This is a genomic window from Microbulbifer mixtoriginis (SeqCode), assembly GCF_052466695.1.
This window is the reverse complement of record NZ_CP174285.1, coordinates 1,240,812-1,265,654: the sequence shown is the minus strand read 5'-3', so window position 1 is coordinate 1,265,654 and position 24,843 is coordinate 1,240,812. Positions and strand designations below refer to the sequence as shown.

36 protein-coding genes are annotated in these 24,843 nt (G+C 49.7%); 23 read left to right on the top strand and 13 right to left on the bottom strand.

The genetic code is table 11. From position 1 onward, the window contains the following. Nucleotides 1-66: 66 nt before the first annotated feature. Nucleotides 67-606 carry a cysteine hydrolase family protein gene (locus ACJJI0_RS05555; RefSeq protein WP_444885038.1) on the bottom strand — a complete coding sequence of 180 codons (540 nt, stop codon included), beginning with the start codon at nucleotides 604-606 and terminating at the stop codon, nucleotides 67-69. A gap of 1,340 nt (nucleotides 607-1,946) precedes the next feature. Here ACJJI0_RS05555 and ACJJI0_RS05550 point away from each other — a divergent pair. Continuing rightward, nucleotides 1,947-2,924 (top strand): tyrosine-type recombinase/integrase, encoded by a 978-nt coding sequence (locus ACJJI0_RS05550; RefSeq protein ID WP_444885037.1) that lies wholly within the window; start codon nucleotides 1,947-1,949, stop codon nucleotides 2,922-2,924. Between the two features lie 27 nt (nucleotides 2,925-2,951). Here the strand turns inward: ACJJI0_RS05550 and ACJJI0_RS21945 are convergent, their stop codons facing one another. The 11 genes from ACJJI0_RS21945 to ACJJI0_RS05500 all read right to left on the bottom strand — a co-directional run bounded on the left by ACJJI0_RS21945 (nucleotide 2,952) and on the right by ACJJI0_RS05500 (nucleotide 7,106). Then, on the bottom strand, nucleotides 2,952-3,221 hold the full coding sequence (locus ACJJI0_RS21945) for a helix-turn-helix transcriptional regulator (protein ID WP_507021906.1): 270 nt from the start codon (nucleotides 3,219-3,221) through the stop codon (nucleotides 2,952-2,954). Nucleotides 3,222-3,282: 61 nt separating this feature from the next. Continuing rightward, nucleotides 3,283-3,729, bottom strand: a complete 447-nt coding sequence (locus tag ACJJI0_RS05545; protein ID WP_444885036.1) for a hypothetical protein — start codon at nucleotides 3,727-3,729, stop codon at nucleotides 3,283-3,285. Then, nucleotides 3,716-3,937 carry a hypothetical protein gene (locus ACJJI0_RS05540; protein WP_444885035.1) on the bottom strand — a complete coding sequence of 74 codons (222 nt, stop codon included), beginning with the start codon at nucleotides 3,935-3,937 and terminating at the stop codon, nucleotides 3,716-3,718. The genes ACJJI0_RS05545 and ACJJI0_RS05540 overlap by 14 nt, the downstream gene beginning before the upstream one ends. Nucleotides 3,938-4,009: 72 nt before the next feature. Continuing rightward, nucleotides 4,010-4,279 (bottom strand): hypothetical protein, encoded by a 270-nt coding sequence (locus ACJJI0_RS05535; RefSeq protein ID WP_444885034.1) that lies wholly within the window; start codon nucleotides 4,277-4,279, stop codon nucleotides 4,010-4,012. A 66-nt stretch (nucleotides 4,280-4,345) separates the two neighbouring features. Further along, entirely contained in the window at nucleotides 4,346-5,173 is an 828-nt protein-coding gene (locus tag ACJJI0_RS05530) for a DUF2303 family protein (protein ID WP_444885033.1), read from the bottom strand. Nucleotides 5,174-5,226: 53 nt separating this feature from the next. After that, on the bottom strand, nucleotides 5,227-5,580 hold the full coding sequence (locus tag ACJJI0_RS05525) for a YfdP family phage-associated protein (RefSeq protein WP_444885032.1): 354 nt from the start codon (nucleotides 5,578-5,580) through the stop codon (nucleotides 5,227-5,229). 89 nt (nucleotides 5,581-5,669) lie between these two features. Beyond that, on the bottom strand, nucleotides 5,670-5,957 hold the full coding sequence (locus ACJJI0_RS05520; RefSeq protein ID WP_444885031.1) for a phage antirepressor KilAC domain-containing protein: 288 nt from the start codon (nucleotides 5,955-5,957) through the stop codon (nucleotides 5,670-5,672). After that, nucleotides 5,954-6,103 carry a hypothetical protein gene (locus ACJJI0_RS05515; protein ID WP_444885030.1) on the bottom strand — a complete coding sequence of 50 codons (150 nt, stop codon included), beginning with the start codon at nucleotides 6,101-6,103 and terminating at the stop codon, nucleotides 5,954-5,956. The genes ACJJI0_RS05520 and ACJJI0_RS05515 overlap by 4 nt, the downstream gene beginning before the upstream one ends. 168 nt (nucleotides 6,104-6,271) lie before the next feature. Next, the gene (locus tag ACJJI0_RS05510; RefSeq protein ID WP_444885029.1) at nucleotides 6,272-6,574 is read right to left on the bottom strand and encodes a DUF7673 family protein; all 303 of its coding nucleotides are present in this window, start codon (nucleotides 6,572-6,574) and stop codon (nucleotides 6,272-6,274) included. Then, nucleotides 6,571-6,756, bottom strand: coding sequence for a hypothetical protein (locus tag ACJJI0_RS05505; RefSeq protein ID WP_444885028.1), 186 nt, complete (start codon nucleotides 6,754-6,756; stop codon nucleotides 6,571-6,573). Before ACJJI0_RS05505 ends, ACJJI0_RS05510 begins: the two co-directional genes overlap by 4 nt. After that, nucleotides 6,753-7,106 carry a response regulator transcription factor gene (locus tag ACJJI0_RS05500; protein WP_444885027.1) on the bottom strand — a complete coding sequence of 118 codons (354 nt, stop codon included), beginning with the start codon at nucleotides 7,104-7,106 and terminating at the stop codon, nucleotides 6,753-6,755. The genes ACJJI0_RS05505 and ACJJI0_RS05500 overlap by 4 nt, the downstream gene beginning before the upstream one ends. A 131-nt stretch (nucleotides 7,107-7,237) precedes the next feature. Between ACJJI0_RS05500 and ACJJI0_RS05495 the strand changes: the two genes are divergently transcribed. After that, on the top strand, nucleotides 7,238-8,083 hold the full coding sequence (locus ACJJI0_RS05495; RefSeq protein WP_444885026.1) for a hypothetical protein: 846 nt from the start codon (nucleotides 7,238-7,240) through the stop codon (nucleotides 8,081-8,083). Nucleotides 8,084-8,091: 8 nt separating this feature from the next. Here ACJJI0_RS05495 and ACJJI0_RS05490 read toward each other — a convergent pair whose 3' ends face one another. Then, nucleotides 8,092-8,697, bottom strand: coding sequence for a helix-turn-helix domain-containing protein (locus tag ACJJI0_RS05490; protein WP_444885025.1), 606 nt, complete (start codon nucleotides 8,695-8,697; stop codon nucleotides 8,092-8,094). A gap of 83 nt (nucleotides 8,698-8,780) precedes the next feature. Between ACJJI0_RS05490 and ACJJI0_RS05485 the strand changes: the two genes are divergently transcribed. From ACJJI0_RS05485 to ACJJI0_RS05385, 21 genes are all read left to right on the top strand, one after another. Beyond that, nucleotides 8,781-9,029 (top strand): transcriptional regulator, encoded by a 249-nt coding sequence (locus ACJJI0_RS05485; protein WP_444885024.1) that lies wholly within the window; start codon nucleotides 8,781-8,783, stop codon nucleotides 9,027-9,029. A 344-nt stretch (nucleotides 9,030-9,373) separates the two neighbouring features. Next, nucleotides 9,374-10,159, top strand: a complete 786-nt coding sequence (locus ACJJI0_RS05480; RefSeq protein WP_444885023.1) for a hypothetical protein — start codon at nucleotides 9,374-9,376, stop codon at nucleotides 10,157-10,159. 26 nt (nucleotides 10,160-10,185) lie between these two features. After that, a complete protein-coding gene (locus tag ACJJI0_RS05475) occupies nucleotides 10,186-10,431 on the top strand; it encodes a hypothetical protein (protein WP_444885022.1) in 246 nt (81 codons plus the stop codon). Nucleotides 10,432-10,477: 46 nt separating this feature from the next. After that, on the top strand, nucleotides 10,478-10,864 hold the full coding sequence (locus ACJJI0_RS05470) for a hypothetical protein (protein ID WP_444885021.1): 387 nt from the start codon (nucleotides 10,478-10,480) through the stop codon (nucleotides 10,862-10,864). 158 nt (nucleotides 10,865-11,022) lie between these two features. Further along, a complete protein-coding gene (locus tag ACJJI0_RS05465) occupies nucleotides 11,023-11,415 on the top strand; it encodes a DUF5675 family protein (protein ID WP_444885020.1) in 393 nt (130 codons plus the stop codon). After that, the gene (locus tag ACJJI0_RS05460) at nucleotides 11,415-11,771 is read left to right on the top strand and encodes a hypothetical protein (RefSeq protein ID WP_444885019.1); all 357 of its coding nucleotides are present in this window, start codon (nucleotides 11,415-11,417) and stop codon (nucleotides 11,769-11,771) included. The genes ACJJI0_RS05465 and ACJJI0_RS05460 overlap by 1 nt, the downstream gene beginning before the upstream one ends. After that, complete coding sequence (locus ACJJI0_RS05455; protein ID WP_444885018.1) at nucleotides 11,768-11,989, top strand: holin; 222 nt, start codon at nucleotides 11,768-11,770, stop codon at nucleotides 11,987-11,989. The genes ACJJI0_RS05460 and ACJJI0_RS05455 overlap by 4 nt, the downstream gene beginning before the upstream one ends. Next, on the top strand, nucleotides 11,989-12,708 hold the full coding sequence (locus ACJJI0_RS05450; RefSeq protein ID WP_444885017.1) for a hypothetical protein: 720 nt from the start codon (nucleotides 11,989-11,991) through the stop codon (nucleotides 12,706-12,708). Before ACJJI0_RS05455 ends, ACJJI0_RS05450 begins: the two co-directional genes overlap by 1 nt. A gap of 86 nt (nucleotides 12,709-12,794) precedes the next feature. Further along, complete coding sequence (locus tag ACJJI0_RS05445; RefSeq protein ID WP_444885016.1) at nucleotides 12,795-13,316, top strand: hypothetical protein; 522 nt, start codon at nucleotides 12,795-12,797, stop codon at nucleotides 13,314-13,316. Further along, complete coding sequence (locus tag ACJJI0_RS05440; protein WP_444885015.1) at nucleotides 13,279-15,282, top strand: terminase gpA endonuclease subunit; 2,004 nt, start codon at nucleotides 13,279-13,281, stop codon at nucleotides 15,280-15,282. The genes ACJJI0_RS05445 and ACJJI0_RS05440 overlap by 38 nt, the downstream gene beginning before the upstream one ends. After that, the gene (locus tag ACJJI0_RS05435; protein ID WP_444885014.1) at nucleotides 15,283-15,498 is read left to right on the top strand and encodes a DUF6148 family protein; all 216 of its coding nucleotides are present in this window, start codon (nucleotides 15,283-15,285) and stop codon (nucleotides 15,496-15,498) included. Continuing rightward, nucleotides 15,498-16,985 carry a phage portal protein gene (locus tag ACJJI0_RS05430; protein ID WP_444885013.1) on the top strand — a complete coding sequence of 496 codons (1,488 nt, stop codon included), beginning with the start codon at nucleotides 15,498-15,500 and terminating at the stop codon, nucleotides 16,983-16,985. The genes ACJJI0_RS05435 and ACJJI0_RS05430 overlap by 1 nt, the downstream gene beginning before the upstream one ends. Nucleotides 16,986-16,988: 3 nt before the next feature. Beyond that, nucleotides 16,989-19,112, top strand: a complete 2,124-nt coding sequence (locus tag ACJJI0_RS05425; RefSeq protein WP_444885012.1) for a ClpP-like prohead protease/major capsid protein fusion protein — start codon at nucleotides 16,989-16,991, stop codon at nucleotides 19,110-19,112. 98 nt (nucleotides 19,113-19,210) lie between these two features. After that, on the top strand, nucleotides 19,211-19,582 hold the full coding sequence (locus ACJJI0_RS05420; RefSeq protein ID WP_444885011.1) for a capsid cement protein: 372 nt from the start codon (nucleotides 19,211-19,213) through the stop codon (nucleotides 19,580-19,582). A gap of 7 nt (nucleotides 19,583-19,589) precedes the next feature. Then, nucleotides 19,590-19,886, top strand: a complete 297-nt coding sequence (locus tag ACJJI0_RS05415; RefSeq protein WP_444885010.1) for a head-tail joining protein — start codon at nucleotides 19,590-19,592, stop codon at nucleotides 19,884-19,886. 201 nt (nucleotides 19,887-20,087) lie between these two features. Then, nucleotides 20,088-20,591, top strand: coding sequence for a hypothetical protein (locus ACJJI0_RS05410; RefSeq protein WP_444885009.1), 504 nt, complete (start codon nucleotides 20,088-20,090; stop codon nucleotides 20,589-20,591). A gap of 489 nt (nucleotides 20,592-21,080) precedes the next feature. Further along, entirely contained in the window at nucleotides 21,081-21,488 is a 408-nt protein-coding gene (gene gpU / locus ACJJI0_RS05405; RefSeq protein ID WP_444885008.1) for a phage tail terminator protein, read from the top strand. A gap of 26 nt (nucleotides 21,489-21,514) precedes the next feature. Further along, a complete protein-coding gene (locus ACJJI0_RS05400) occupies nucleotides 21,515-21,928 on the top strand; it encodes a phage tail tube protein (RefSeq protein ID WP_444885007.1) in 414 nt (137 codons plus the stop codon). A 2-nt stretch (nucleotides 21,929-21,930) separates the two neighbouring features. Further along, entirely contained in the window at nucleotides 21,931-22,356 is a 426-nt protein-coding gene (locus tag ACJJI0_RS05395; protein WP_444885006.1) for a phage minor tail protein domain-containing protein, read from the top strand. Next, complete coding sequence (locus ACJJI0_RS05390; protein WP_444885005.1) at nucleotides 22,356-22,622, top strand: hypothetical protein; 267 nt, start codon at nucleotides 22,356-22,358, stop codon at nucleotides 22,620-22,622. Before ACJJI0_RS05395 ends, ACJJI0_RS05390 begins: the two co-directional genes overlap by 1 nt. A 3-nt stretch (nucleotides 22,623-22,625) precedes the next feature. Further along, complete coding sequence (locus ACJJI0_RS05385; RefSeq protein WP_444885004.1) at nucleotides 22,626-24,842, top strand: hypothetical protein; 2,217 nt, start codon at nucleotides 22,626-22,628, stop codon at nucleotides 24,840-24,842. Nucleotide 24,843: the final 1 nt, after the last annotated feature.

The window sequence follows — 24,843 nt, the reverse complement described above, 5'->3', positions numbered from 1 at the left end:
AGCAATGGCAAATTACGGAGCCAAAGGCAGAGTAATTTGTCCGTTTGTCTAAATCTATTAGGCCTCTCATAGTACGATCTCATTGGCTTTGATTGCAGTTGCTCTTGCGCTATAGCTGGTAATATTCTCCCAAGTGCAGTTATGATGCTTGGATATCGTATTTGCAGGAATAATATCGTTACCGACAGTTGTGTGGCCATCCGCTATGACGGTGACAGTGTAGCCAAGCGATAGGGCACACCTTAACGTACTATCTACGCAAAACTCACTTTGCATGCCGCATATAATTAGCTCCTGAATATCTAATCTATCCAGGTGGTCTTTGAGATCGGTGTCCTTGAAAGAGTCTGAGGCCTGCTTTCTTACGTAAATATCTGAGTCTGAGTTCTCTAGCTCTTTTGGAAGTTGCCAGCTCTCTGTTTGATACCTTAAAGCATCTGACTCAGTATCATGCTGAATATAAATGACCGGGGCACCAGCCTGTCTTGCTCGCGACGCAACTAGATTGATGTTATCGATTACCCCAAGTGCATTATATGTAGCTCCTTTACCGTGACAAAGAGCGTTTTGAACATCGATAACTAAAAGGGCTTTGCTTTGGGACATTAAGATTCCATATGTTGTTGGTCTGACAGTTACATTGTGACCTTATCACAACGACTATTATTTCATTTGCAAATATACGCCAACTAGCTTCTTCCTGCAGCTAAATTAATAGGCTGCAGCTACTTGGTACTGTAGAGACAAATGGAAAGTGGCCATCATGACCGCTATCAACTTTTCTAGTGATCACGTGGCTCATTGGTTAGAAGGGGGGACATTTGATTTTTAAGAGTCTCCCAGAAATAACAGCGCGATGATCGAAAATTTAATTGAGTATGATTATAAATGGCCCGGTATCAGGTCAGTCCAGGATGATTTCTGGTGGTAATTTAAGAGGATAAAATATGTTCAAGGCTCATGACTAACTCATCGATATACACAGAATAAAATAGGCTTTTTTCTTAGGCTGCGATTCCCCAGAAAGCTAGCAACTAAGGGGTTTGAGGGCTTCTCTATTAACTACAGGTGCAGTATGTGAGTATCTCAACGGGGTAATGTTGAGCAATGATGACCGTAAGCAAGCTGGGGCGATAAGCGCGTGGTGAGAAAATGCTATTGTAAGAGTTAATCTGGGTCGCCCGTGAATGACTTCTCCTGGCGATGGGCGGAAAGTGTCGGCTGAGGTTTGTTTAGCAAGAGTCAACTCAGATTAAAGAATCTCTTAGGCTGAGCCCATCACCCTATTGAAAATTTAGGCAATTACCTCTTTTCACTCTTTGTAAATCATGGGTGGGGAGACAGAGTCCGCATTTATTTCTGCTGTATACAATGCTAAGAAGTAGCGTAGCTCCCCTATTTTTCGGGAGCAAGGGATGCCGGCTGGCAAAAAAGATAGCTGAAATCTATCAGGCAAATTATGGTAGTTTGAAAATCTGGCCCATGGTTCCTTAAAGCTTACTTCAGTCAAGTGCCTTACCACCTTGTGGGATCGACGAACCATTAACCTAGGTGGTATTGATGTCTAGGGGCTTGACTATTTTACAGCTGGGATTATAAGGGCGGGCTGAATTTAAATAGAGTGATTAGGGGAGTAGGAGCACTTTTGAATCAAGAAAACGATTTCTACTCTCTCTACCTTAAGTTTTGAGAAAGAGTTTAGAGGTTCTGAAGGGGTGCACAAAATTTGTGCCAAGAGATATTTCGTTTTTTGATTCTAACAAAATGTGTGGTGCCCGGGGCCGGACATTTTCACAATTTTGCAGAGAGATTCACCCAGCCTCCATCCCTTGCAAATTATTGATTTTAAAAGAAATATTTACTTTACTTATCCTTAGTGATTGTCAGCGGTTTGCGAATGGGTGCAAAATAGTGCACCAAATTTGCACCAAGGATAGGGGATAGTAGTGGCAACATTTACCCGGCGTGGTAAAGCATGGCGCGCCCAGGTAAGACTCCAAGGCCATTCTGTTGGAGCGTCCTTTGATACTAAAAGGCAAGCTCAGCAGTGGGCGCAGGATACGGAATACCAGATAAGGCAGGGAGAATTCGGAAAGCCCCAGGCGGGTACATTTGGTGACCTAATGAAGCGTTTTTCCGAGACAGTTTCCCCGGGGAGGGCCGGTGCAAGGTGGGAGATTGTCAGGCTTAATAAACTTCTATCCGATCCAATATCGCAGACCCCGCTATCGGAGCTTAAGACACAGAATTTCGCTGAATTTAGGGACCGTCGGCTGACTTTTGTATCTCCCGGTTCGGTGAATCGTGAGATTAACTTACTGGGCGCTGTATGCCGTTATGCACTTCGAGAATGGCATCTGTTGGACCACCACCCAATACAAGGCCTGGAGCGCCCCAAAGATCCCCGCCCAAGAGACCGCCGGATAAGTGAAGATGAGATAGAGCGTATCTGTAGAGCCCTAAATTGGAGGGGGGTTGCACCACAGTCAACGTACCAGGAAATCGCTTGGGCTTTTCTGGTCGCCCTTGAGACTGCGATGAGGCTCGGTGAGATACTGGCGCTGACCAGTGCCGACTTAAACTTAAGGGGGCGTTTTGTCACGATACAAATATCGAAGAATGGTGATAAGAGGCAGGTGCCACTCTCCCGCAGGGCTGTTGAGTTATTCCGATTGGTTGCCGACAGGGAGGGGAAACTCCTGAAAGTGGGCCGCGATGTTGCGAGCGTGCTGTTTCGGCGAGCGCGGATAGATGCAGAGATTGAAGATTTACGCTTTCACGATACTAGACATGAGGCCCTAACACGATTGGCGCAAAAGCTTGAAGTGCTAGACCTTGCACGGATGGTAGGGCACAGAGACCCGCGTTCATTGATGATTTACTATAACGCCACTGCAACAGAAATTGCATCGCGCTTAGATTGACTAGGGGCTAAGAGCGATGCTTTCTGATTATCCAATAACACGAGGGCGTCCCGGACCACTGATCCTGGAGGCCCTTTGCTTTTTGGCCCACTCTAGCACCTCTTCAGAGACCCACCTGCGGCCATTCAGCCCCTTAATTTTGACTGGCTCAGGAAAATGAGGCCTTGCGGACAGCCTGTATACTGTCGCCTCACTACAGCTCAGGTAGCTGGCTATATCTTCGCTGGTCCAAAGCCTTGGACTGGCTCCCCGGAGCGCAGCGGTGATTGTGTTAACAACTTGTTCCAAATCGCTCATTATTTATACCTTGTCTTCTTTACCTTGGTTTAGGGCGACCTTTAGCTGATAGTTCGCAGCATTATGCTGCTCTCCCTTTCTCCTGTTTTCGATTCGGCAGAATCTCCGCCTGCCAGCCGTGGTCTTTGTAGTGGTTGGGGTTGGCTTGGTTTTGGATATTGTCTAGCTCTGGGCGCACCAGTTCGGCCAAGTCGTTTAGGCGGACTCCGCGTGATTTGAACTCGGTGGAGTCCGTATAGAATTCGCCCTCTGGGGTTTTGCACTCGACAAAAACCGTTACCAGCCAGTGGTGTTGCCAGTTGAGGATTTCGTGCTGCAGCTTGGCTCGGGCTATATCACCAACAGCGCCGCTTTGGCGTCGATGGCTGATAGCCAGAATGGGGTCGCCATCTGTATCCAGGCCGGTGCTGCTGCGGGCGGTGAGGACCAAGCCGGGCACCCAGCGGTTTACCAGACGGGCGTGTTGGGCCTGCTTGCTCATGGGTTTGCGGGGTTTACGCTTGGACACTGGAGCTTTCCTCTGCTAATTGCCGCGCTTGGATTTTTATTCTTTCAAGCGCAACTCCACCAGCTTTGTCTTCAATTTTTACAACCGGGGTGCCGCATACATCCCAAGCAATTGATCGAGTGTGTGTACGTGTTTCTTTGCCAAAATCATCAACATAAATTACGGGGGTGCCGGGTGGGTATTGGCTGTTGAATTCAGTGGTGTTCATTGCTAGATACTCTCACTATGCTTTTCTACCCACTTAGCCCGCACTGGGCGGGCTTGGGTCAGTATTTAATTTTCAGCAGGTCAGGGGCTGGGCGGTTTCGAATAACCCTGAAGGGCAAGTCTTATCTTTCCGTTCTTTCAACTTTCCATCCACCACGCTGTAAATCTTTGCTGTGTCTGTTTTCTTGTCGAATATCTGAACCCAGCTGGTGAAAATAGCGTTTTTGGCAATTTGTGTTGCCACTTCAAAGGCTTCTTTTTCTGTTTGGTATGACTGCTTGAAATCTATTACGCCACCCATCTCAAGGTTGTAGGCGCCGTAAAATAGGGCGTATGGTTTCATTGGATCTTGGTCCTGTATTGGGGCCCAGTACCTGCGGCCCGGTTGGCTATTGTGGACAGTCCTAAACTACGCGGCGAAATCACCGATATAAGTTTTCATTTGGGATTGAACCAGCACTGAGCTGAGGGATTGCTGTAGTTCTCGGCCCATGGCTTCCTGTATGGCTTCTAGTCGTTTAATGCGGGCCGTAAGGCGTGGAGCGTCTCCGCCGGTAAGGATGGATAGGCGCAGATCAAAGTGGCGGGATTCCAAGCCGTTGTAGGGGATACATTCAAATTTAAACCCGGCCGGGAGAACCTCTTCACTGCGGGCTTCGATATTTTCCAAGGCACTGCGGCTAGATTTAAAGTCATCAACGGAGTGATCCTCTTTGCGTGAGGATTCGATAGTGAGGCGGCGCACGGCGGCAATGGCTGTGCTGGTGTTGATCGGCTCCCCATCGGAGGTATAGCAGAGGATGTTTTCGGCGTAATCCTCCATAAATTCCGCCATGGCTTTTTGTGAACATCTATCGCCATTAAGTTGTAATAGCGCTCTATATTCAGCGGTTCTAATCAGGCGAAGTTTTGCAGAGAAGTCGGCGTGGCCGGGTTCTTGGGTGGTTCCCAAATTGAAAATGGTTTGTGCGGTCATGCTTTCGGGATCGACAAAACATTTGGCACTCTCATTACCGAAGTCCATGCAGTATTGCTCGAAATCTTCTAGAGATGTAGTTTCCATTTTCCCGCGATAGCGTGTGCGGCCCTGCTGATATTTTTCCAGATTTAGAATCTGGAAATCTTTTGGGGCTGCCATTGCTGGAGTGGAAAGCTTGGCCTGCTCAATCACAGACGCCAACTCTGCGGTAGTTTGTGATTCCTTAATTTCCTGAATTGCACTTCGATCCATAGTCATCGATAAATCCTTCTTTTCTTGATTGGGTTTGAAATGAGTTGAGTGTTTAAGGCTTAGCCGTTGCTTTTAAGTTTGGCGACGTTGCCTTTACTATCTTGGTCAAACAGTGGTGGCTGCTTCTCAGGGTAGAAACTCAGGGCGCCTTTGCTGCCGACATACATCGGGGTAGAAGTGGCATCATCCTGAACAATAGAGCCGCGCATAGTTGGTTTTTTGAACTTGACGGTGTGTTCAATTTGAACCTGATCGCTATTCTGGATTTTGGACATTTTCAGGTTGATGTTTACCTCACCTTTTTTCTCGTGGTCGGTGACTGCACCGGCTACATCGCTGAGGGTGTGGGCTAGTTTCTCTAAAAATACTCCGCCGTCTAAGTCGGCGAAAAGCTGGGTGACGTTTGTGCTCATGGGATGCTCCAAGTTTTTTTAAAATTGGGCTCCATACCGGCAGCCCTAACTGTTACAGCTGACTGATGCGCCTGGGCGCGGTTAAATTTTTAGCTGGCTTTAGGTGCCGCATTTTGTTCAACGATGTCACGTATCCAGGCCATGCCTTTAGTGGTAACAAGTGCGGTGATGTGCTGCACTTTTACTGGTCCTACTTGATATTCACTTTCTTTTTGTTTTAAGAGTTTTTGTTCTAGAGCCCACTTTGTGGGTGAATTACGCATGGGTTCACGGCTGTATAAAAAGCCATTGTTGCGCAGAAGCTTCAGCAGATTATTCCTGCCCATTCCCAGCATTCGGGCGGCCTGGGTGACGGAATAGGGTTTTGTCTGGTTCACGCTGCCTCCTGTTTTTTTGGTTTTATTTGTGGGGTTTGAGCTTGTTGAGCTGCGAATTTGCGCAGTTGATTTATTTGGATTTGTTGTAGCTGTACTGTGCGTACTAGCTCTTCGTAAAGTTCTAAAATCCGGCTAAATTCACTCATGGCTTAACCCCGTTGTTTTTTTGAACTTTCTTTCTCTGCCGATGGCGGGTTCCCAGTATCGACAGGGTTGGCAGCTCCAGCCGCGTAGTTGCAATTGCCCGTTAAATGCTGGTTCTGCGGGTTTCCCGCATTGGCGGCAAGGCATTTGCGGAAGCGGCTGGGTTTGATTCACGCTGCTTCCTTCCTCTGTATTTCCAGGTGGTTCCATTCGCGGTAGAGGGCGTGGAATTTTTTCTCGCCGTCTGCAATTACGCTTTGCGGTGCTCTGCCGTGGTAGCGCAGATTCATCACGTTGAGGGCGTGTTGGTAGTTGTCGCCATCTAGCAGGGAGAGGCTGGCAACGGGGACTGCGAAATCACTGCTATTCCAGGCTGAAAGCAAAACCTGTGCGGCTATTTCACTTGCGCCGGAGTATCCGTTGGCAACGCGGAGCAGGGTTTCCACACTCACGGTTGGGCTGAAAGTATTCATGCGGCATCACCTCCAAATGGGGGCCAGTTATTGTTTTGTGTTGGCCGTGCAAAAGTGGGTTTTGGTTGCACTAAACGGATGTGGGCTTTGTGGTCGATGTTGGCGATATCGATGCGGCGTTTAAGCTGGAGGATATGGTTTTTGCTCATGGCCGTTGGATGTACAAACACGGTGGCGGTCATGCGATTCCCTCCCGGTTGTTGCGGATGCGAATGGTTCGAACTGTGGGGCGGCGTTGGAAGCGGGTGCGTAATTGGTCTTGCGCATCAGCACCGATGCCGCTGAGTACGCAGGCGAGCAGTGCGAATTGAATTAATCCGTGCTTTACCGCTTTGGCCACTGCGTCTGTGCTGTTGCGGGCGTGGAGTTTGAAAAAACACTCGGTCAACAGGTTGCTTACGTTCGTGACTGAGCACTGCATGGCTTGGGCCGTCTCGCGATTGGAGAGTCCACGGGCGCGATGGGTTAGGGCTTCGGCCTGGCGTGGGGCCAGTGGTCTGTAAATAGACGCCAGTTCTTGTCGTGAGGCCATTTTGTGTAACCCACATGGTTATTTGATGATGCAAGAATAAACATGTGGGTTATTTGTTGTCAACAGGTGGGTTATATAAGTTTTGATAATTTATGTTTAATCTCATGCTAGAAAAACAAAGGAGTGTTTTTATGGGATTTCAAGAGTTTCTTATTCTGGGTGGGGTGCTGTTCGCTGTTTGGTTACGTTACCGTTTTGTTCGGGCTCGGGCTGAACATGAAGAAAACTTTCGACGTGAAAATGAGCGTCTTGAAGGTAGCTATCAGCGAACGGTGGAAACTTCTTCTGAGGAGCAAATAGATTCTGGTGAAGATTATGATGCCTGGGAAGGCGGTTTTTGGGGTGCTACTGCGCCAATAAAGGTCAATGCTCATTTGCAGATTGACTATAAAGATGGCGACGGGAACAGTACGACTCGATCCGTTAAGGTAAAAAAATTCGATGAGTTGCTATCTGGCGGTATGGTCATAGGTTTCTGTGAATTACGAAGAGCTACTCGTACTTTCCGGATTGATCGCATCTCAGAGTGTATGGATTTGGAAACCGGAGAGTGTATTTCTAATGTTAGAGACTATCTGATCGATAAATTTGAGTTGTCCCCAGAAAGGGTTATTGACACTCTTGAGTTGGAGTTTTTAGATGTCTTAAAAATCCTTTACTTTGTTGCAAAGGCTGACGGTCAGTTTAAAAAAGGGGAGGCAATTGTCATAGCAGAGTACTTACGAAAGCTTGTCTCTGATGATCGGGTTAACTTTGAAATGGTTGATAAAGTACTTCGTAGCTATGACGTTCCGTCACTGCAATCATTCAAATTGGCAGTTGGCCGAGTGATGAAAGCCCAGGAAATTGATATCGATCTTTTGATTGACTGTTGTAAAAAGATTGTGGATACACAAAAAACAGTTCATCCAGCTGAGAAGGCTGCATTAGAGTATATGGTTAAAAGGCAATCCATGAGTCTCAAAGCTGAAGTATAGAGTATTTGCTATTTGACCATGAGGAGCAGGTTGCTTTTAAGTACAGCAGCGTGCTCCGCAGTAAAGGACCCTTCCTTGGATTTTTCTTTGATCAATAGGATCAACTCTTGGATCTCTTCTGGCAGCTGCTCTTTGTCTGCTTTATCATACTTTGGTGAGGTTTCCAGAATCTTTTGGACTTGGGGGTAATCCAGAGCCCCTTGAGGCAGCTTGAGAGCAGTTTCAATTTTACGTGCAGCACGAGAGCTAAGATGCTCATACTGTCGCATGATGCTAAGTGCTGTGCCTCGATCTATAACAGACAATTTATCTTCAAGTGCAGATTCCCCATAGCGCTCTATGAGGTAATCAAAATTTGCGGCACGGATACCTTGTATCGTGGAGTCTGCGATAGATTCTGCTACCCAGCTGATATCTGTTGGCTTGCAGTTCAGTAGCTGAGCAACCCGAACAGAGTGCGGGGCTGAAACCCCTCGCTTCCGCCAGTGGGTTATTGACTGCGGATTCACGCCCAGTTCACGCGCAAGGTCAGCCCATTTGATGCCTGCATTTCGTGCAAGGCGCTCAAATTCGGCCCCTTTTATCTTTGATTCTTCTGAACGTTTCTTTTCCATAACCACGAAGTTTACACGCGCACCTATTGCACGGACAGAACCCACATGTTTATACTCTGAGTGTAAACAAGTGGGTTCTAAGCATGTCTGAAGCAATCAATGATGCAATCAAGTTCTTTGGTTCCGCTCGGGTGCTGGCCGGGCAGGTTGGAGTTACTTCTATGGCCGTTAGCCACTGGAAAAACCGAGGTGTACCCGTTACTCGGGCTTTACAGATTGATGTTCTGACAAATGGTGTTGTCTCCAAGGAGAGCCTTCGCCCTGACATTTTCTCGCCTTTGGATTCTGAGAATGATTCTGAAGTACCTACAGAAGTCCAGCAGGCAAGTTAAGCCCATGAGGATTGGTCGTTGAAACCAGAATAACGATCATTTTCAAATCCCCATTTTATTGTCCTGCCATTCTGCGGTGAATGAAGGTTGGGATTAATTCATTGCGGTATATGGGGATTTGTACAGGGTTATCTCAAATAACCACAGGAAGGGCCGGTGAGGGACGCTAAGCCGGCCCGCTTTGAGGACGGCGGGAAAGACCGCTGACAGCCGGGAAAGACCGGCTCTCAATTCTCTGCGCCTTTGGTGCTTCTGTTGGGTGTAGTTCGCTATGCACGAATAGTGAAATCAAGGATAGGTAAAAACAAAATGACCCATTCATTTTTCTTCGGGGGGGCTGCTGCATGATTCGTCGAAGTGCTCGGCCGTCTTCAAATTATTTGGTGGTTGCTAATTCCGTTGTCTGCGATCGCCGTATTTCTTTTGCTGCAGGCGGCTTGCTGCTGCATCTGTTATCAAAGCCTGATCATTGGGAGGTTTCTCCTTCGGCACTAGCCAAAGAGGCTCAGGAGGGCAGGGGGAAAATCTATAAGCTATTGGGCGAGTTGATTGAGGTCGGTTATTGCGAGCGTATTACCCTGCGTGATGAGAAGGGTAAAATAATCGGCACTGATTATGAAATTTCGGATTCACCCAGAAGTTTCGAAGGGGGCTCTGATCCATTTCCTGATAACCCAGATACGGATAACCCAGATACGGATAACCCAGATACGGATAATCCAGATACGGATTTTCGAACACAAGAAAGTAAAGATACTAAGAAAGTAACCACTCTAGAAAATAACCAGAGAGAGGGTGAGCAGAGGGGAGCGGTTGCTGTTTGCCAGGAGCAAGCCCCGCGATCCAAGCGTGGGACACGTCTTCCCGATGATTGGCAGCTAACCAGGGAATTTTACGATGAGGCGGCCAAGGTGCGCCCTGAGGTGATACACCAGATCTACGATATCGCGGCCAGCTTTGGTGATTACTGGAAATCTCAGTCGGGCAAGCAGGGGGTGCGGTGCGATTGGTTGGCGGTGTGGCGCAATTGGGTGAGGCGAGAAAGGTTTATTCCTCCACAGCGCTCAGCGCCCCAGCTGCGAACACGAGACCGTCCAATCGGAGAAATCTTGTCAGACACCAGCTGGTAAACACGAAACATCAAGGAGCGATAGCTATGACCGTTGTGACTATCACAGAAGCCAAAGAGCGAATTTTAACTACTGCAGCTAGCAGGCCATTAGCGGCATTCCGCACGGATAATCCGCGCCAGGTGGATTTGGTGTTTGCTCATACGGTGGTGACTCAAAATAAAATCCGAGAGGTGCATGAGGATTATTTGGGGACTTTCCACCGGGATAATTTGCATGTGGCGAGGAAGGTTTTTCAGGAGCACTTCGATAGTTTTCAGGTGGCTGCGTGATAGGGATTGGTTGGTGAGTTAGTTGGTCGAGAAGAGGGTATTCGTAATGTCAGAATTAGGTATTCGTGAACTGCTGTGGGAATGGGCTAGGGCATACCCTGAGAGAGCGGGGGATTCTGTGTCTTGGCCTCGTATGGCGGCATTTCACAAGGGGATGGTTTGTGAGGGACAAGGGACATCCGCATTAATTGATTGGAATAGGGCGGACAGAATGGATGCGGTGGTACTGGCCTATTTGAATACAATTACTCGACGCCGGGACAAGGAGAAGGCGGAATTGGAGGGGCTGGTTTTTTGGTTGAGATATTATTATCGGTGGGAAATGCCTGATGTGTGTAAAAAGCTCGGTCAAGGTAAAACCTGGGTGGTAAATATGTGTCGAGTTATTGAGGGGACGATTGAGGCATTTTATTTGGCGCGTGATGCTGCATAACTGTTTTTTAATTCAGTAGATGGCTGTTGACATTGCGCACGTGCGCACACTAATATCTGCAACGCTGCCGAGTTTTGTGATTCGGCGAACAGAATACCTTCCTAAACCGGCCCCTTGAGCCGGTTTTTTTGTGCCCGAAACCCGGGAGCTAATACCTCATGTTTGAATTAACGCGATTCGCCTATGGGCCAGATGCCACATTGGGGCGGCTGAGAGTGCGCGACTGTGTGTTTTATACGGTAGAGCGCCCGTGGTTGGGGAATCGTCCGTTCGAGAGCTGTATTCCTGAAGGGGTTTATTCCTGTAATCCCTATAACTCACTTAGGTTCCCCAATGTGTGGGAGCTGCAGGAAGTCCCTGGCCGAACAAAAATATTGATCCACACCGCTAATTATTCGGCGGATGTGCAGGGCTGTATTGGTATTGGTTCTGGCCTGGCTCCCGGTGGCTGGTGGGTGATGCAATCCCGCAAGGCAATGCAGCAGTTGCGAGAGCTGTTGCCGCCTGAGTTTTATCTGACAATTACGCACTATGTGCCGGAGTATCCGTGATGGGTATTTGGTCTGGAGTTAAGGGTTTATTTGCTGGCCCCGAGTCTGCGGGCAAGGTGCTGGATGCCACGGTAAATGCCGTGGATGCGGTGTGGTTTACCAATGAGGAAAAATCCCGTTGGTATCTCAAATACCTGGAAGCCACGCAGCCGCAGAACCGGGCACGACGATTAATTGCCTTTCTGGTGACCTTGGTTTGGGCGCTGTTGGTTTTATTTATTGCGGCGGCCATGGCTTTCAAAGCGCCTTTTGTAGCAGACCTAAAGGGCCTGCTGGTTGATGTGGTTGTGCAGCCTTACAGCATCATCATCGGTTTCTATTTCGTGAAGTCGTGGGTAAGTGAGGTCAAGCGGTGAACACTGTAGCTCAAGAGGCAGCGAGGGAAGCGATGGTTCAGAAAGTCGCCAGTGCAACCACTACGGTTGCTGCGGGTACTGCTGTAGTTGGTGGATATGCAGCACAAGAGATATTGGCGGTAGGTGGTTTTTTGATTGCTTTGGGTGGGTTCATTGTGAATTGGTATTACAACCACAAGCGCTTGAAGCTGCAGGAAAGGCAGCAGGAGGAACCCTGATGCAGGTTAGTGTAAAGCTGGATACTTCAAAGTTCGATCGAGCATCTGCTGAATTAAAAAAGCAATTACCTTATGCCAGTTCGGTTGCCCTAAATAACGTGGCCTTTCGTATACGGGGAGAAGAGCGCTCTGCGATGGGGCGTGTATTTACAAACCCGGCAAAGTTAACGCTGAACTCTGTATTGGTAAAGAAAGCCACGAAGCGTTCAGGTATTGCCAAAGTCTTTATCCGTGATCAGGTTTTCAACGGAACTGCACCGAGTAAATATCTGGCCCCGTCGGTCATGGATGTGAACCGAAACGACAAGCGCTTTGAGCGTGCCTTACGGTACATGGGTGTCCTACCTGCTGGTATGTATGTGGTACATGGCGAGGCGGCGAGATTAAACAAGCATGGGAATATCTCGGTCGGAACCTATAAAAAAATCCTGGCTGAATTACGGGGCAACCCTGGCTCTACAAGTGTGGGAGGCAGTGCGCAGGGTAAAAAGGGGAAATATTTCGTTGGCAAAGTTAATGGTGTCTTAGGCGTTTGGAAGAGGGCAGGCGGCAAACGCCGGCCAACGGTTAAGCCCATCCTGATTTTCCTCAAGGGAAAGCCTGACTACCGCAAGCGATTCCCTTTCCTCCGTATTGCTGAAGGTATAGCGCGGCGTCACTTGCCGATTGAACTGGATAAGGCCATGGACCATGCGATTGCGACCGCAAAAAGACGTTGAACGGGTCCTCCTGAGGGGGCCAACACACGGGTAATTCGGACCGTGTTTTTTTAACAGATATCTGAAATTTCCTAGGGGGTTATACCTTGGCTGGTGATATCTCTCTTGATGATCAGGCCACTCAGTCGGGCTTTGCTCGCCTAGTTGGCGCTTCGCAACCTGCTATTGCCAAACACTACAAGGCAGAGGTTTTTACCGTAGGTGCCAGTTACAAAGTTTGGCTTCATGAATACTGCGAGCGACTGCGAACCGAGGCCGCAGGCCGCCAGGCGAATGAGGCCCGAAACCGTCGCGATATGGCCCAAGCGATTGAGTCTGAAGTTAATGCAAAACTAAAAATGCGCGAGCTGTATCGAGACGATCAATTAATCCTTGATGTCGAATCAACGCGCAAAGCGATGGTGGAGTGGTCCACTATTGGAAAGAATGAATTTATAGGAGCGGTAGAAAGCATCATTATTGCTATCGAAAGTCAGTATGCCATTACCGTCAACAGAGAACCCTTACAGCCAAACATTGACGCTGCCCTCAGAACTATTGGCGGTTACGAGATTGAATCTAAAGAGGCTCGTGAAGGAGGTACGCCAGACCTGGATACCGCAGCCTAAGATTCCGCTGATCGAGTGGTTGCCAGAAAATATCAAGTTGCCATCCGAAGATAGCGATAACGCTGGCTATTACCGAGTAGATTTTGTGCCCTATTTCTGGGGTGTAATGCACGCGCTCGATAGCCAAGTCTCCTGGATGGTTGTAATGCAAAAAGCGGCGCAGATTGGCTGGACGGTATTGCTAGCGGCAGATATCTGTAAGGTGGCGGTGACTGATCCCGCACGGGTATTGATGCTCTTTCCGAAGGATTCAAAAGGCCAGAACTTCATGGACGAAAAGTTTGTGAAGATTGTTGAGGGCTCGCCGAATGTAGCGCGTGTGATAGATGTCTCCACTAGTCGCAAGCTAGGCAACAGATCTACTAGAAAAGTATTCCCTGGCGGGGAAGTGCGTACTGTCGGTTCTAATTCCGTCTCTAATGTTAAATCCACCACTGCCAAGCGTGGCTATGTGGAAGAGCCGGACGATACCAACAAAGACGTCGGTGATCAGGGCGATTCCATTCGCCACCTGCGTGAACGTCTAAAACGGATGCGCAATAAGAAATTGATTATTGGTGGCACGCCGGCAGTTGCTGATCTTTCCCAAGTGGAGCACTACACCAAGCTCGGCACCATGCGAGTGCTACCGGTGACCTGTCACGACTGCGGTGAGTCCCATGTGCTGGACTGGGAAAACGTCAGTTGGTTGGAGAAAGAGGGCGGCACACCGCACCCGGTATTCGGCCTGAATCAGCCAGAAACCGCCGTTTATACCTGTCCTAAATGTGGCAGTGCTTGGGATGACTACCGCCGCCAGGCCAATATTCTACAGACCTGTAAAACCGCGCGGGAAAATGGCGATGACTTTGCCGGCTGGGTCAAAACCCAATGCGGCGAGGACTTTGCAGAAGATGAAATCGAATCGATAGAAACCTTTATGGAGCTATCAGAGCTTTATGTGTGTATCCCTGGTACTGGCTTGGCGGAGGTCGTCAGGGATTTCTTGGAAGCCGAACACGAAGCCAAAAGCGGCGATGAATCTGCGCGCATCGTATTCCAAAACAACAAGTTAGGCAGGCCCTATAAATATGCGGCCAACCGGTTGCTGGATCATGAAAAACTGCAAGAAACTGCGGAAGACTATCCAGAACTATTTTGTCCGGCTGGTGGGTTACTGGTAACTGTCGGTATTGATGTTCAGCATGACCGGCTTGCCATCACCATCCGCGCATTTGGTCGTAATGAAGAGAGCTGGCAAATGTACTGGGGCGAAATCGATGGCGACACGGTAGATAAGCGCGATAGCTGCTGGGATGCCTTGGACAAGTTAGTTTTCCAAGGCTTCAAGCATGAGCGCTTTGGTGAGATTTACGCATCTGCAGTCAGTATCGATTCCTCTGATGGTACTACCAGCGGCGCGGTGTATGAATGGGTAAGAACTAGAGAAAAAAAATATCGCCGCGTCCTGGTGATGGCAATTAAAGGCGATAGTAGAGACTTTGGCAGCAAAGAAATATTTTCACATCCTAGGAAAGCTGAGGTTAGTAATCCAACACGCACGACTAAAGCAGATCGCCATCAAGTGAAGTTGTACATGGTGGGCACCCACAAGGCTAAGGATCTAATTGCTAGGCGATTGTTAGGCACCAGCGCCTATATGCATAGCTGCAAGCATGTGCGTCAGGATTACTGGGAGCAGGTCACCGCTGAAGTAAAAGCTCCAAGCAAAAAATATTCAGGAAGGGAAGTTTGGCAGAAAAGACCTGGAAAGAGTAATGAAGGGCTAGATACTGAGGTCTATGCCCTACACGCGGCCTATGCCATGGAAGTGCAAAAAAAGACTGAGAAAAAATGGTCAATTCTTGAGGCACGTCTAGGCCAGCGCACGTTGTTTAGTGAACCTGACCAACCCCCAGCATCCAAGCAATCTGCTAGAAAACCACCCCGGCCAGCACAGCCTGTTGGCTCCTTACTGGATAGTTAAATGTCTAAAACCGCACAAGCCATGGTCGGCCTCTATATTGAGGCCGAAATAGACGTGCTCGCCGGTAAAACCACGGTGATAAACGGTCGCCAATTTACGGCAGAGAACCTGCAGGAAATCCGCGCAGGCCGTCAGGAGTGGGAGCGCCGCGCATATCAAGAAAAACTCAAGGCTGCAGGTAAACGCTGCGGGCCCGCCTACGCGAATTTCTACTAATGAACAAACTGGATTCTGTTATCGGGTTTTTTGCGCCCGAGGCAGCCTTGCGCCGTGTGCAGGCTCGCCGGGCATTAGAAGTGGTTGCTGCCTACGAGGCCACACGCCCCAGCCGCACAAGAAAAAACCCTGGTGATAACCGCAGCGGGGATCTGGTGGTTGAGGGGGACCTTGAAGCCCTAAGAGGTCAAGCCCGGCACCTGGAGCAAAATCATGATTTTGCCTGTGGCATTCTCACCACTCTGGTAAACAACATTGTCGGCCCGCGTGGGATCGATGTGGAATTCCAACCCAAAACTTGGGAAGGCGATATCCATGACGGTCTAGCTAGCCAAATGAATGATGCCCATAAAGAATGGGCGCGGCGCCCGGAATGTACCCGTCAGTTCAGCTGGGGCAAATCTCAACGGCTTTTATGTAATACCTGGCTGAGGGACGGGGAAACCCTACTTAGGCACCTGCAGGGCACAGTACCTGGCTTAAAGCACCGCACCAATGTGCCTTACACCATCGAGTGCCTGGAGCCGGATTTCTTACCGGTCGGTTACAGCGACCCCAGTAAGCGTATTGTTCAGGGCATACAAAAGTCTGCCTGGGGCGAGCCCGCGGGCTTTTGGTTGTACGACGAGCACCCTGGTGCCTCTTTGAACTGGCGTATGAAGCGCAGGTTCCATAGTGCCAAAAATATTGAGCACCTTAAGTTTGTACGCAGGCTACATCAAACCCGAGGGGTTTCCATCTTTGCTGCGGTGATGAATCGCCTTAACGATATTAAAGACTATGAAGAAAACGAGCGCGTCGCCGCTAAGATCGCCTCGGCTATGGTTGGATTTATTCAAAAAGGTGGCCCTGAAGATTACAAGCCAGATGACAGAGACGATGAAGGAAATCGCACCTTGGCTATTCGCGCTGGTGCTATCTACGACGATCTACGCCCTGGGGAATCTGTCGGCACCATCCAGAGCAATCGCCCAAGCGGTCTGCTAACCCCGTTTTTGGAAACCATGCACCGTATGACTGCCGCCGGCACCATGGCCAGCTTTAGCAGTATCAGCAAAAACTACAACGGCACTTACAGCGCACAGCGTCAGGAGCTGGTAGAGCAATGGGTTAATTACGAAACCCTCAGCTTGGAATTCTGCGAAGAAGTTGTGGAGCCGGTAACCCGGCGTTGGGTTCAGATGGGTTTACTGGCTGACGCCTTTCAGGTGCCGGCTGATGTTGATCCGGCAACTCTGATGAATGTCGATTTTATTACCCCGGTAATGCCCTGGATTAATCCAGCCCATGAAGCCAGCGCTGATGAAACCCTGCTGGAAAATCTTCTGGCCAGCCCGCAGCAGACCATCCGTCGCCGAGGCAAAAAACCCGATGACGTTGTTAAACAAACCGCTGCTTGGCAGAGGAAATTGGAAGAGAACGGAATCACCACCCCAAGCAAACGCACTGCGGTCCCCGTACAAGAAACTGAATCCGAGAAGGAATGACTTATGCCTGATCAATCCTGGTACGACATGAAGGCCCTGTCTAATGGCGTAGCTGAAGTTTTTATTTATGACGAGATCGGAGCCTGGGGAATCCCTGCAAGTGTATTTGCTAGGGATCTACGCACACTGGGCAATATCAGCAAGATTAATCTACGTTTCAATTCGCCCGGTGGTAGCGTGTATGACGGTACTGCCATGTATACCTTACTGAAGGAACATCCAGCCGAAATTGAATGCTGGATTGATGGGCTCTGTGCAAGCATGGCAACCATTCTGTTCCTCACAGCAAAGCCTGAAAAAAGGCACATTGCCGCAAACGGCTACTTCATGATCCATAACCCAGCCCGTAGTGCGTCGGGAGATTATCGGGCTATGGAAAAGGCCCGCGATTTACTGGCCAGAGTACGCGATGTGATGGCTCGTGAATATTCTGATGCAACCGGGTTAGATACTGAACAGCTCTTACCATTAATGGATGAGGAGACTTGGTATATCGGCGAGGAAGCGGTAGCTGCAGGTTTTGCCAGTGACACCACCGAAGCAATAGAGATGCAGGCCTGCGCTAGTAAATCCTTGGTATCGGCTTTCAAAAACACACCTGAAGCGATCCGCACTCAAAGCGCTGCGGAAGTAACCCATAGCATATTGGTGAACGGTTCAGGGGATTCCTCTGAGCTTACCGCTGCTATCACAAAATATATTTCAGCTTCCAATAATTCATCTACTCAGTCTGCGGTTGCAGACAACCCACACCAGACCAAGGAGGCGCAAGCCATGACTACACCTACCTCCACCACGCCAGCTGCAACCGCTGCGACCGAGGTTACCCCAGAAATGAAAGCGCAGATTGCCGCCGATGCCAGAGCACAATTCGCAGCGGATGAGCAAAAGCGCAAAGACACTATCAGAGCCGTTTTTAAGGGCTTCGAAGCACACAGCACCGTAATGCAATCCTGCCTGGATGATATGGACTGCACCGCGGAAAAGGCCAAAGATAAACTACTCACATCTCTGGGAAATCAAACCCCAACTCCAGTGCAAAGCTACAGCGTGGTAGTACAGGAAGGTGAGGGCATTAAACGCCTCAAGGCGGATGCTGAAAATGCCATTGCCGTGCGTGCACTCGGTGAAAAGCATACAGAGGGCAATGAACTCAGCGGCTACACCATGATGGAGATTGCTCGCATTTTGATGCAGGCCCACGGGCAGAGCTTATCCGGCCTGGATCGGATGGGCGTGGTTGCCGCAGCGTTTACCCATAGCTCTGGCGACTTCGCGACTGTCCTCGGCAATATCGCCAATAAATCTATGCTCAAAGGCTATGAAGAAGCACAAGAGATCTTCCCGCGCTTTACCAGCGTCGGCAACCTCAGTGACTTTAAACTGACCACCCGCACGGACCTGGGCAGTTTCCCCTCACTCCGCCGAGTGGCACCGGGGGCAGAATTTAAATATGTGAGTATCGGAGAGCGTGCCGAGACAGCCGCACTGGCTACTTACGGTGAACTCTTTTCTATTACCCGCCAAGCCATCATTAACGATGATCTCAGCGCATTTACCCGTATTCCACAAAAGATGGGCCTCGCTGCCGTGCGCACGGTGGGGGATCTTGTATTCAGCATCCTGCTCAATAATCCCAATATGGCCGATGGCAAGGCCTTATTCCATACCGACCATGGCAACCTAGCTACTAAGGCAGGTATCAATACAGCTAGTATCGATGCCGCACGGGTCTTGATGGGTAAACAGAAGGACGGTACCGCTTTCCTAAATATCCGCCCCAAATTCCTGCTGTGTGATATTGCTGATGAGGGTAGCGCAAAGGTTGCCCTGGAATCTGAGTACGAAGTGGGTGCATCCACCAAAAACAACACCACGCCGAACAGCGTACGCAATATTGCTGAAGTGCTCTCTGATGCACGCCTCAGTGGCCACAATGGCTGGTACCTCAAAGCAGATCCGGTAGTGCATGACACTATCGAAGTACTCTACCTGGACGGCCAGCAAGCCCCAGTCCTAGAAGAGCAAAATGGCTGGAGTATTGATGGGGTGGAATTCAAAGTCCGCCTCGATGCCGCTGCGAAAGCCTGGGATGCGAAAGGCATGGTGAAAACACCTAAGACCTAATACCCAGCTCAAACCGAAGCAAACCTTAGAGAATCCGAACAGGGCCGCACATCGCGGCCTTTTTGCTTTAAGTAACTTACTCAATTGGGAGAAAGAGAATGGCTACTAATTTTGTAAAAGACGGGCGCATGCTGGATTTCACCAACAGCACCAGTGCATTGATTACCTCTGGCCAAGTGTTAGCAGTAGGTGCAGTACTGGGTGTGGCGATGGATGATATCGCTGTGGGTGAGTCTGGTGTGATCGCTATTGAAGGTGTGTTTAGTGTACCCAAGGTATCCGCCGCAGAGATCAGTCAGGGGGAAACCCTCACCTGGGATATCTCTGCAGCAGCCTTTGACGATAGCGCCACAACAGCCGCAACCGGTGATATTACCGGCCCCACCGCCTTTGCCGCAGAGGCTGCCGGTAATGGCGTTACCAGCCTAGCGGTCAAGTTTACCGGCGTACCAGGCACCGTGAAGGCCTAGGTGAAGCATGGATCTGGACCAACGAGCCGCAGAGCGGGCGTTCCGCAAATGGGGCAAGCCCGCTACTTATTCAGAGGGTAGCGGTGCTGAGCCAATTGCTTGCAGCGTGATTAAAGATCAGGAGATCGACGAGTTCGAAGATGATGAGCGAGTACGGGTGCCACGTATCGAGTTGAGCCTGCTGGTGAGTGAGGTAGGGGCTTACAGCTCAGCAGCGGTGATTACCCTTGGTGGCGTGGAATATAGGGTGCGCAAGCGACTGTCAGATGATGGGGTTGTTTGGAGGGTATTGATTTTGAAGTAGAAAAAGACGCTGAGTAATTTAGGAATTATGATCAGTCTGCTCGTTATTATCTTTAGCCCATAAAATTTCAGTAAAAATTACTTTTGAGTGAATAGGTTTAAAGAAAAATAAAGATTCTGGACAGTGGTTATGAGGAACGCTATATAAATTCTATATTGCAATTGAGGATCTTTTCTTGATGTCACGGAGAGCGGTGAATAAATGAACTGGGATGCTATTGGAGCAATTGCACAGTGTCTTGGGATCGTCATACTGGTAATAACTCTGGTACTTCTTTCTATTGAGGTCAGAGAGGCAAAAAATCAGTTTAAACGTTCTCTTCAGCAAGCTCGCTATGCCTTTCTCCGAGAGATTTATTTGGTCCCAGTGCAAACTCCCGAGCTTGCGTCTGTCCTAAGTAAATCCGAATCTGTTTGTGCAATTGATGGTGGAATTGAAACTGAAGAAGAGCTTTTTGAGGCTGCCAAATTCACCACTGAAGAAGTATTTATCTGGCAGTCTTATCAGAGGGCATGTTGGGTATATTGGAGAGAAGTTATAAACAATCGAAATCAGCTCACAAAATCACAGATGGATGAGGTTAACGAGGGAATTTTGAAGATCTTTATTAAAGGGTCGAGTCGGATCTACTTAAACTCCATGCGGAATATAAACTCTCCAACTATTCATTATATTAAGGAGCTATTGGCAAAAGCTGCATGCTAGGCATGCGTAGTTCCTTGGCGCACCGTGCACTTTAAAGTATGCCGATACGCTTGCGTGCGTATATGCTTGAAGCGTAAGTGTATCAAGATAAATTTGTTACTTCTTGTAGGATAAGATCTAAGCAGCTATTTGTATCAAGTGTTGCGTGTAGGGCAGAACAGAATAGAAAATCATTTTTCCCTCTACTTACAGCCTATGTAACGTATATACAGTGGACCCTATAGGTCATGTATCTTCTGTATAGATAGTTTTAAAAGTGTATAACAAACGCAGGTATAGTGACGGCTTTTGTTTCGGCGTCGATTTTACTACATAGCTGCGCATGCTGCGACCGTTAAGGCTTTACCATAAAACGCCATTTTATTTTTTTTGCATGACCGTTTTAATCGTAGATAGTGATTAAAAAGGCGGTCAATAAAAACTCATAGTTGTTATCCAAGCCTTCATTAGCGGGCTTTTTTATGCCCAATATTCCCCGGAGATTCTCCGATGAGCCAACGCATGGCAATCCGTGATGCCGTTTTAAGCAAGTTGCAAACTTTATCCAGCTACACATTTCCACCACCTGGCACCACAGAAGAAATCGATCCAAAAAAGCTACCGGCGATTGTGGTGGGTTTTGCAACCGAAAACACAGAACACGAAATGCATGGCGGCACCAGTCGGCAATTAGATCTCACTATTGCCGCTGTGGTGAAGAGCAGCGGAGACATTTATGTCGCACTGGATCAGGCGGCTGCGGATATTGAGAGCACATTGCAGGATGCCTCTATGGGTGGCAGCTGTGACTTATTCCTACTCAGCCAAACCCAGTTTGCCTTGGATCAGGATCACCCACTGGGCGAGGTTCGATTGACCTACAGGGCCCAGTATTCCACCGAACCCTCAGCCCTTTAACTCAACAACCCAATAAGGTCTTAGCTATGGCACAAGGTTATAAAACAAAATTTTCCCGCAGTGATGATGGCAGCTCCTATACGCCAGTAGCGGGCATGTTGGATATTGATCCCGGTGAGGAGTCGCGCGGTTCAGTTGAAATGACGCCGATTGATGGCACCAGTGGCTATATGGACTATGACCCATCAGGGCTACGTGATGCCGGCGAGGTTTCAATTACTTTGATCTGGAAAGAGACAGATAGCGGCCAGCAGGCTCTGCGTGCTGATTACGACTCCGATACCAATAAGTATTACCAGATTGAATATCCTGAAGGTACCACGGTGAAAATCACCGGCCATATTACCGGCTGGGGTAAGGCTGTGCCCAAGGATGACAAGATTACCCGCACCGTGAAGTTCAAAATCTCTGGTAAACCCACAGTAACCGCAGGCAGCTAACAATGAATTTAGTTCCTACCCCTATTTTAGAATCCGAAACCGTTGTATTTGGCCAACAGGAAGTAGAGTTGTTTGAGCTGAGCGCTTACCACCGCTGTGAATATCTGCAGAAAACTACCGAAGATATTCCGCTACCACAGGGGGAGGAGTTGCCTGAAACTGAGCTGGAAAACTTTGGCCAGCTTTGGGCGTTTCGTGCAGGGGAGGTGAGCAAAAAATTGCTGTTGGTAGCCTATGCCATCTGGATGAAGCCGGATTGCCAGGCATCACTGGAGCAGATCCATCAGGGCTTAATCCGCAGCGTTACTCCTAAGTTGATTGACCGGCTCTATATCCCTGCTGCCAAGCTGTCCGGGCTTTTCGTCGATGTCCAAACTGAAAAAGCGGATAGTGAAACAGAAAGCGAGGAAGCCGAAAAAAAAGGCTAGTGCCGGGTTTTCACTTTGCCCGGCAGCTCGCACGGGATTTTAATCGTCCCGACTATTTCAATATGTTGCGCTCTATGAGCTCGACTGAGTTTGACCACTGGTATGAATATCACTCGGAGCGACCACTCTACGCCGAAGTCCAGCAGTGGCAGCTAGCCCACATTGCCGCCGGCACCCTGGGAGGCAAAGTCTCTAACTTCCTACCTCAGCCGCACAAGCCCAAAACCGTGCAGCAGCAAATCGCAATCTGGAATTCCATGAGCTGAGCAATGGCAAAACAAACTTCCATGGCCACCATGGTGGCGAACCTGGAGCTACGCTCCACCCAGTACAAGCGGGAGATGGCCCAAGCGGCCGAGCGCAATAAACAACTCACCCGTGAAATAAAATCCACCAGTGCCGCTGGGGATGTGTTCGGCCGCTCCATGCGTGGCGCCGCCCAAGGGGTCGCCACTATCGATGGTCCTTTGGGCGGTGTTTCTGGTCGAGTCGGTGCGCTTAATGGCCTGTTGACCAGCGGTGCCAGCAGCTGGGCATTGTTTGGGGCAGGGGTTGCCGGTGTGACTGCGGTGTTCTATCAGAGCATTCGCGCTGGCGAGGAGATGGAGCGGCAGCAGCTCAAAATCGAAGCGCTCCTTAAAGCCACGGGAAGTGCTAGCGGCCGCACTGCACAGCAACTGGATGATCAGGCTCGATCGGTTGCCCGCGCTACCCTGGCCAGTGTCACCGGCATTCGTGAAGCCCAAGGTGTGCTCATAACCTTTAAGGGCGTGCAGGGGCCTGTCTTCGATGATGCTATCCGGCTGAGTCAGGATTTATCGGCTGTGATGGGTGGCGATACCAAGAGTGCAGCGTTGCAGCTCGGTAAGGCCTTAGAGGAGCCATCAACTGGCTTGACCGCCCTGAAGCGCGCCGGGGTTAGTTTTACCGAGCAAGAAAAAGAGCAGATTAAAACCCTGGAGCAGTCTGGCCGTGTGGCGGAAGCCCAGCGCATGATATTGCTCAAGCTGGAGCAGCAGGTGGGTGGCGCGGGTGCGGCTGAAGCCGGTGGTCTCACCGGTGCTACTGATTCTTTGGGGCAGGCCTGGCAGGAGTTTTTGGAAGGCCTCAGTGAAACCAGCGGCTCTACCAGTGTCGCCACGGCAGGCATTCAGAAGCTCACCGGGGTAGTGAATACCCTGCGCCGAGGGCTTGCCCCCACTGAGGAAGAAGAGCAGCGCAATCAATTTGCCAAGCTGCACAGCCAATATGTTTCGCATCAGCATCTTCTGGCCAAGGCAGAAGCCGAAGGTGTTCAGGTCCAGATAGAAATCCATCGCTACAAATCGGAGCAAATACGGCGCCAGCTCGACGAACTGCAGAATGCACAAATAGCCGCACAGAAAAAGCGGCAGGAGGAAGAGCGGAGAGCCGAGGAGGCTGCCGCAGCGGCCAGGGAGCAGGCGGACCGCGATCGTATCGCCCAACAGCGTGCCATGGCGGAAGAGGCCGGTGGTGCTCAGTTAATCCAGCTGGATCAATTCCTGGCTGACCAACAAGGAAAAATCCAACTCGACCACGAGCAGAGGCTACAGCAAATCGCCGCGCTTCAGGTTGCCGAGGAGGAACTGACAAAGCGGGGATTCGAATCCATTGAAGCGCTAAGGGCGGAATATTCTGAGCGTGAGAAGGCCCGCTATCAAATGGCGCTGGCAGAAGAGCAGTCACGGTCAGCCAATGATGGCGGGGAAGGCAGTCAAGTCGGGGCTGACGGCCTAACCGATGCGGAGCGCCAGCGAATCACTGCACGCTTAGAAACGCTCCAGCTTTCCTGGCTCACCGAAATGGAACAGCTGCAGGTTCAGCAGGATGAAGAAATGGCCCTGCTGGATCAGGCCTACGCCAAAAAACTTATCAATCATGATGACTATGAGCGCAAGCTTACTCTGCTGGAAGGTAAGCACGCTAAGCAGCGGGAAAAGCTCGAACAGGCCAGCAGCAAGAACCGTTGGCAGGCGTTCGGCGGTGCGATGGATATGATGCTGGGTATCTCCAATACCGGCAGTAAAAAACTCTTCAAGATTCAGAAAGCGCTCAGTCTGGCCAAAGCTGCCGCAACCCTCCCGAGTGCAATAATCGAATCCTATAACAACAGCGGTGGTTACCCATGGGGTATTCCTGCAGCGGTCGCAATGGCTGCAGCTGGCGCGGCTCAAATTGCTCAAATCAAAAGTGCTTCCTTTGATGGTGGCGCTAGCGCTTCCAGTGTGAGTACTGGAGGTGCGGTAGCGAGCACACCATCGGAGAGCTTTGCCGCTTCTAATGATGACGGTTTTGTAGAGGGCGATTCACAACAGCCTGGCACGGTTGTGAACCTGACGATACAAGGCGATTTAATCGGAGATAACGCACAAACCATTGCCGATAAATTAACAACGATGTTTGCAGAGCAGGATTTAGTGGCAATCCCCGAGGATAGTCGCCAAGCGCAAATACTCAGGGGTTGAC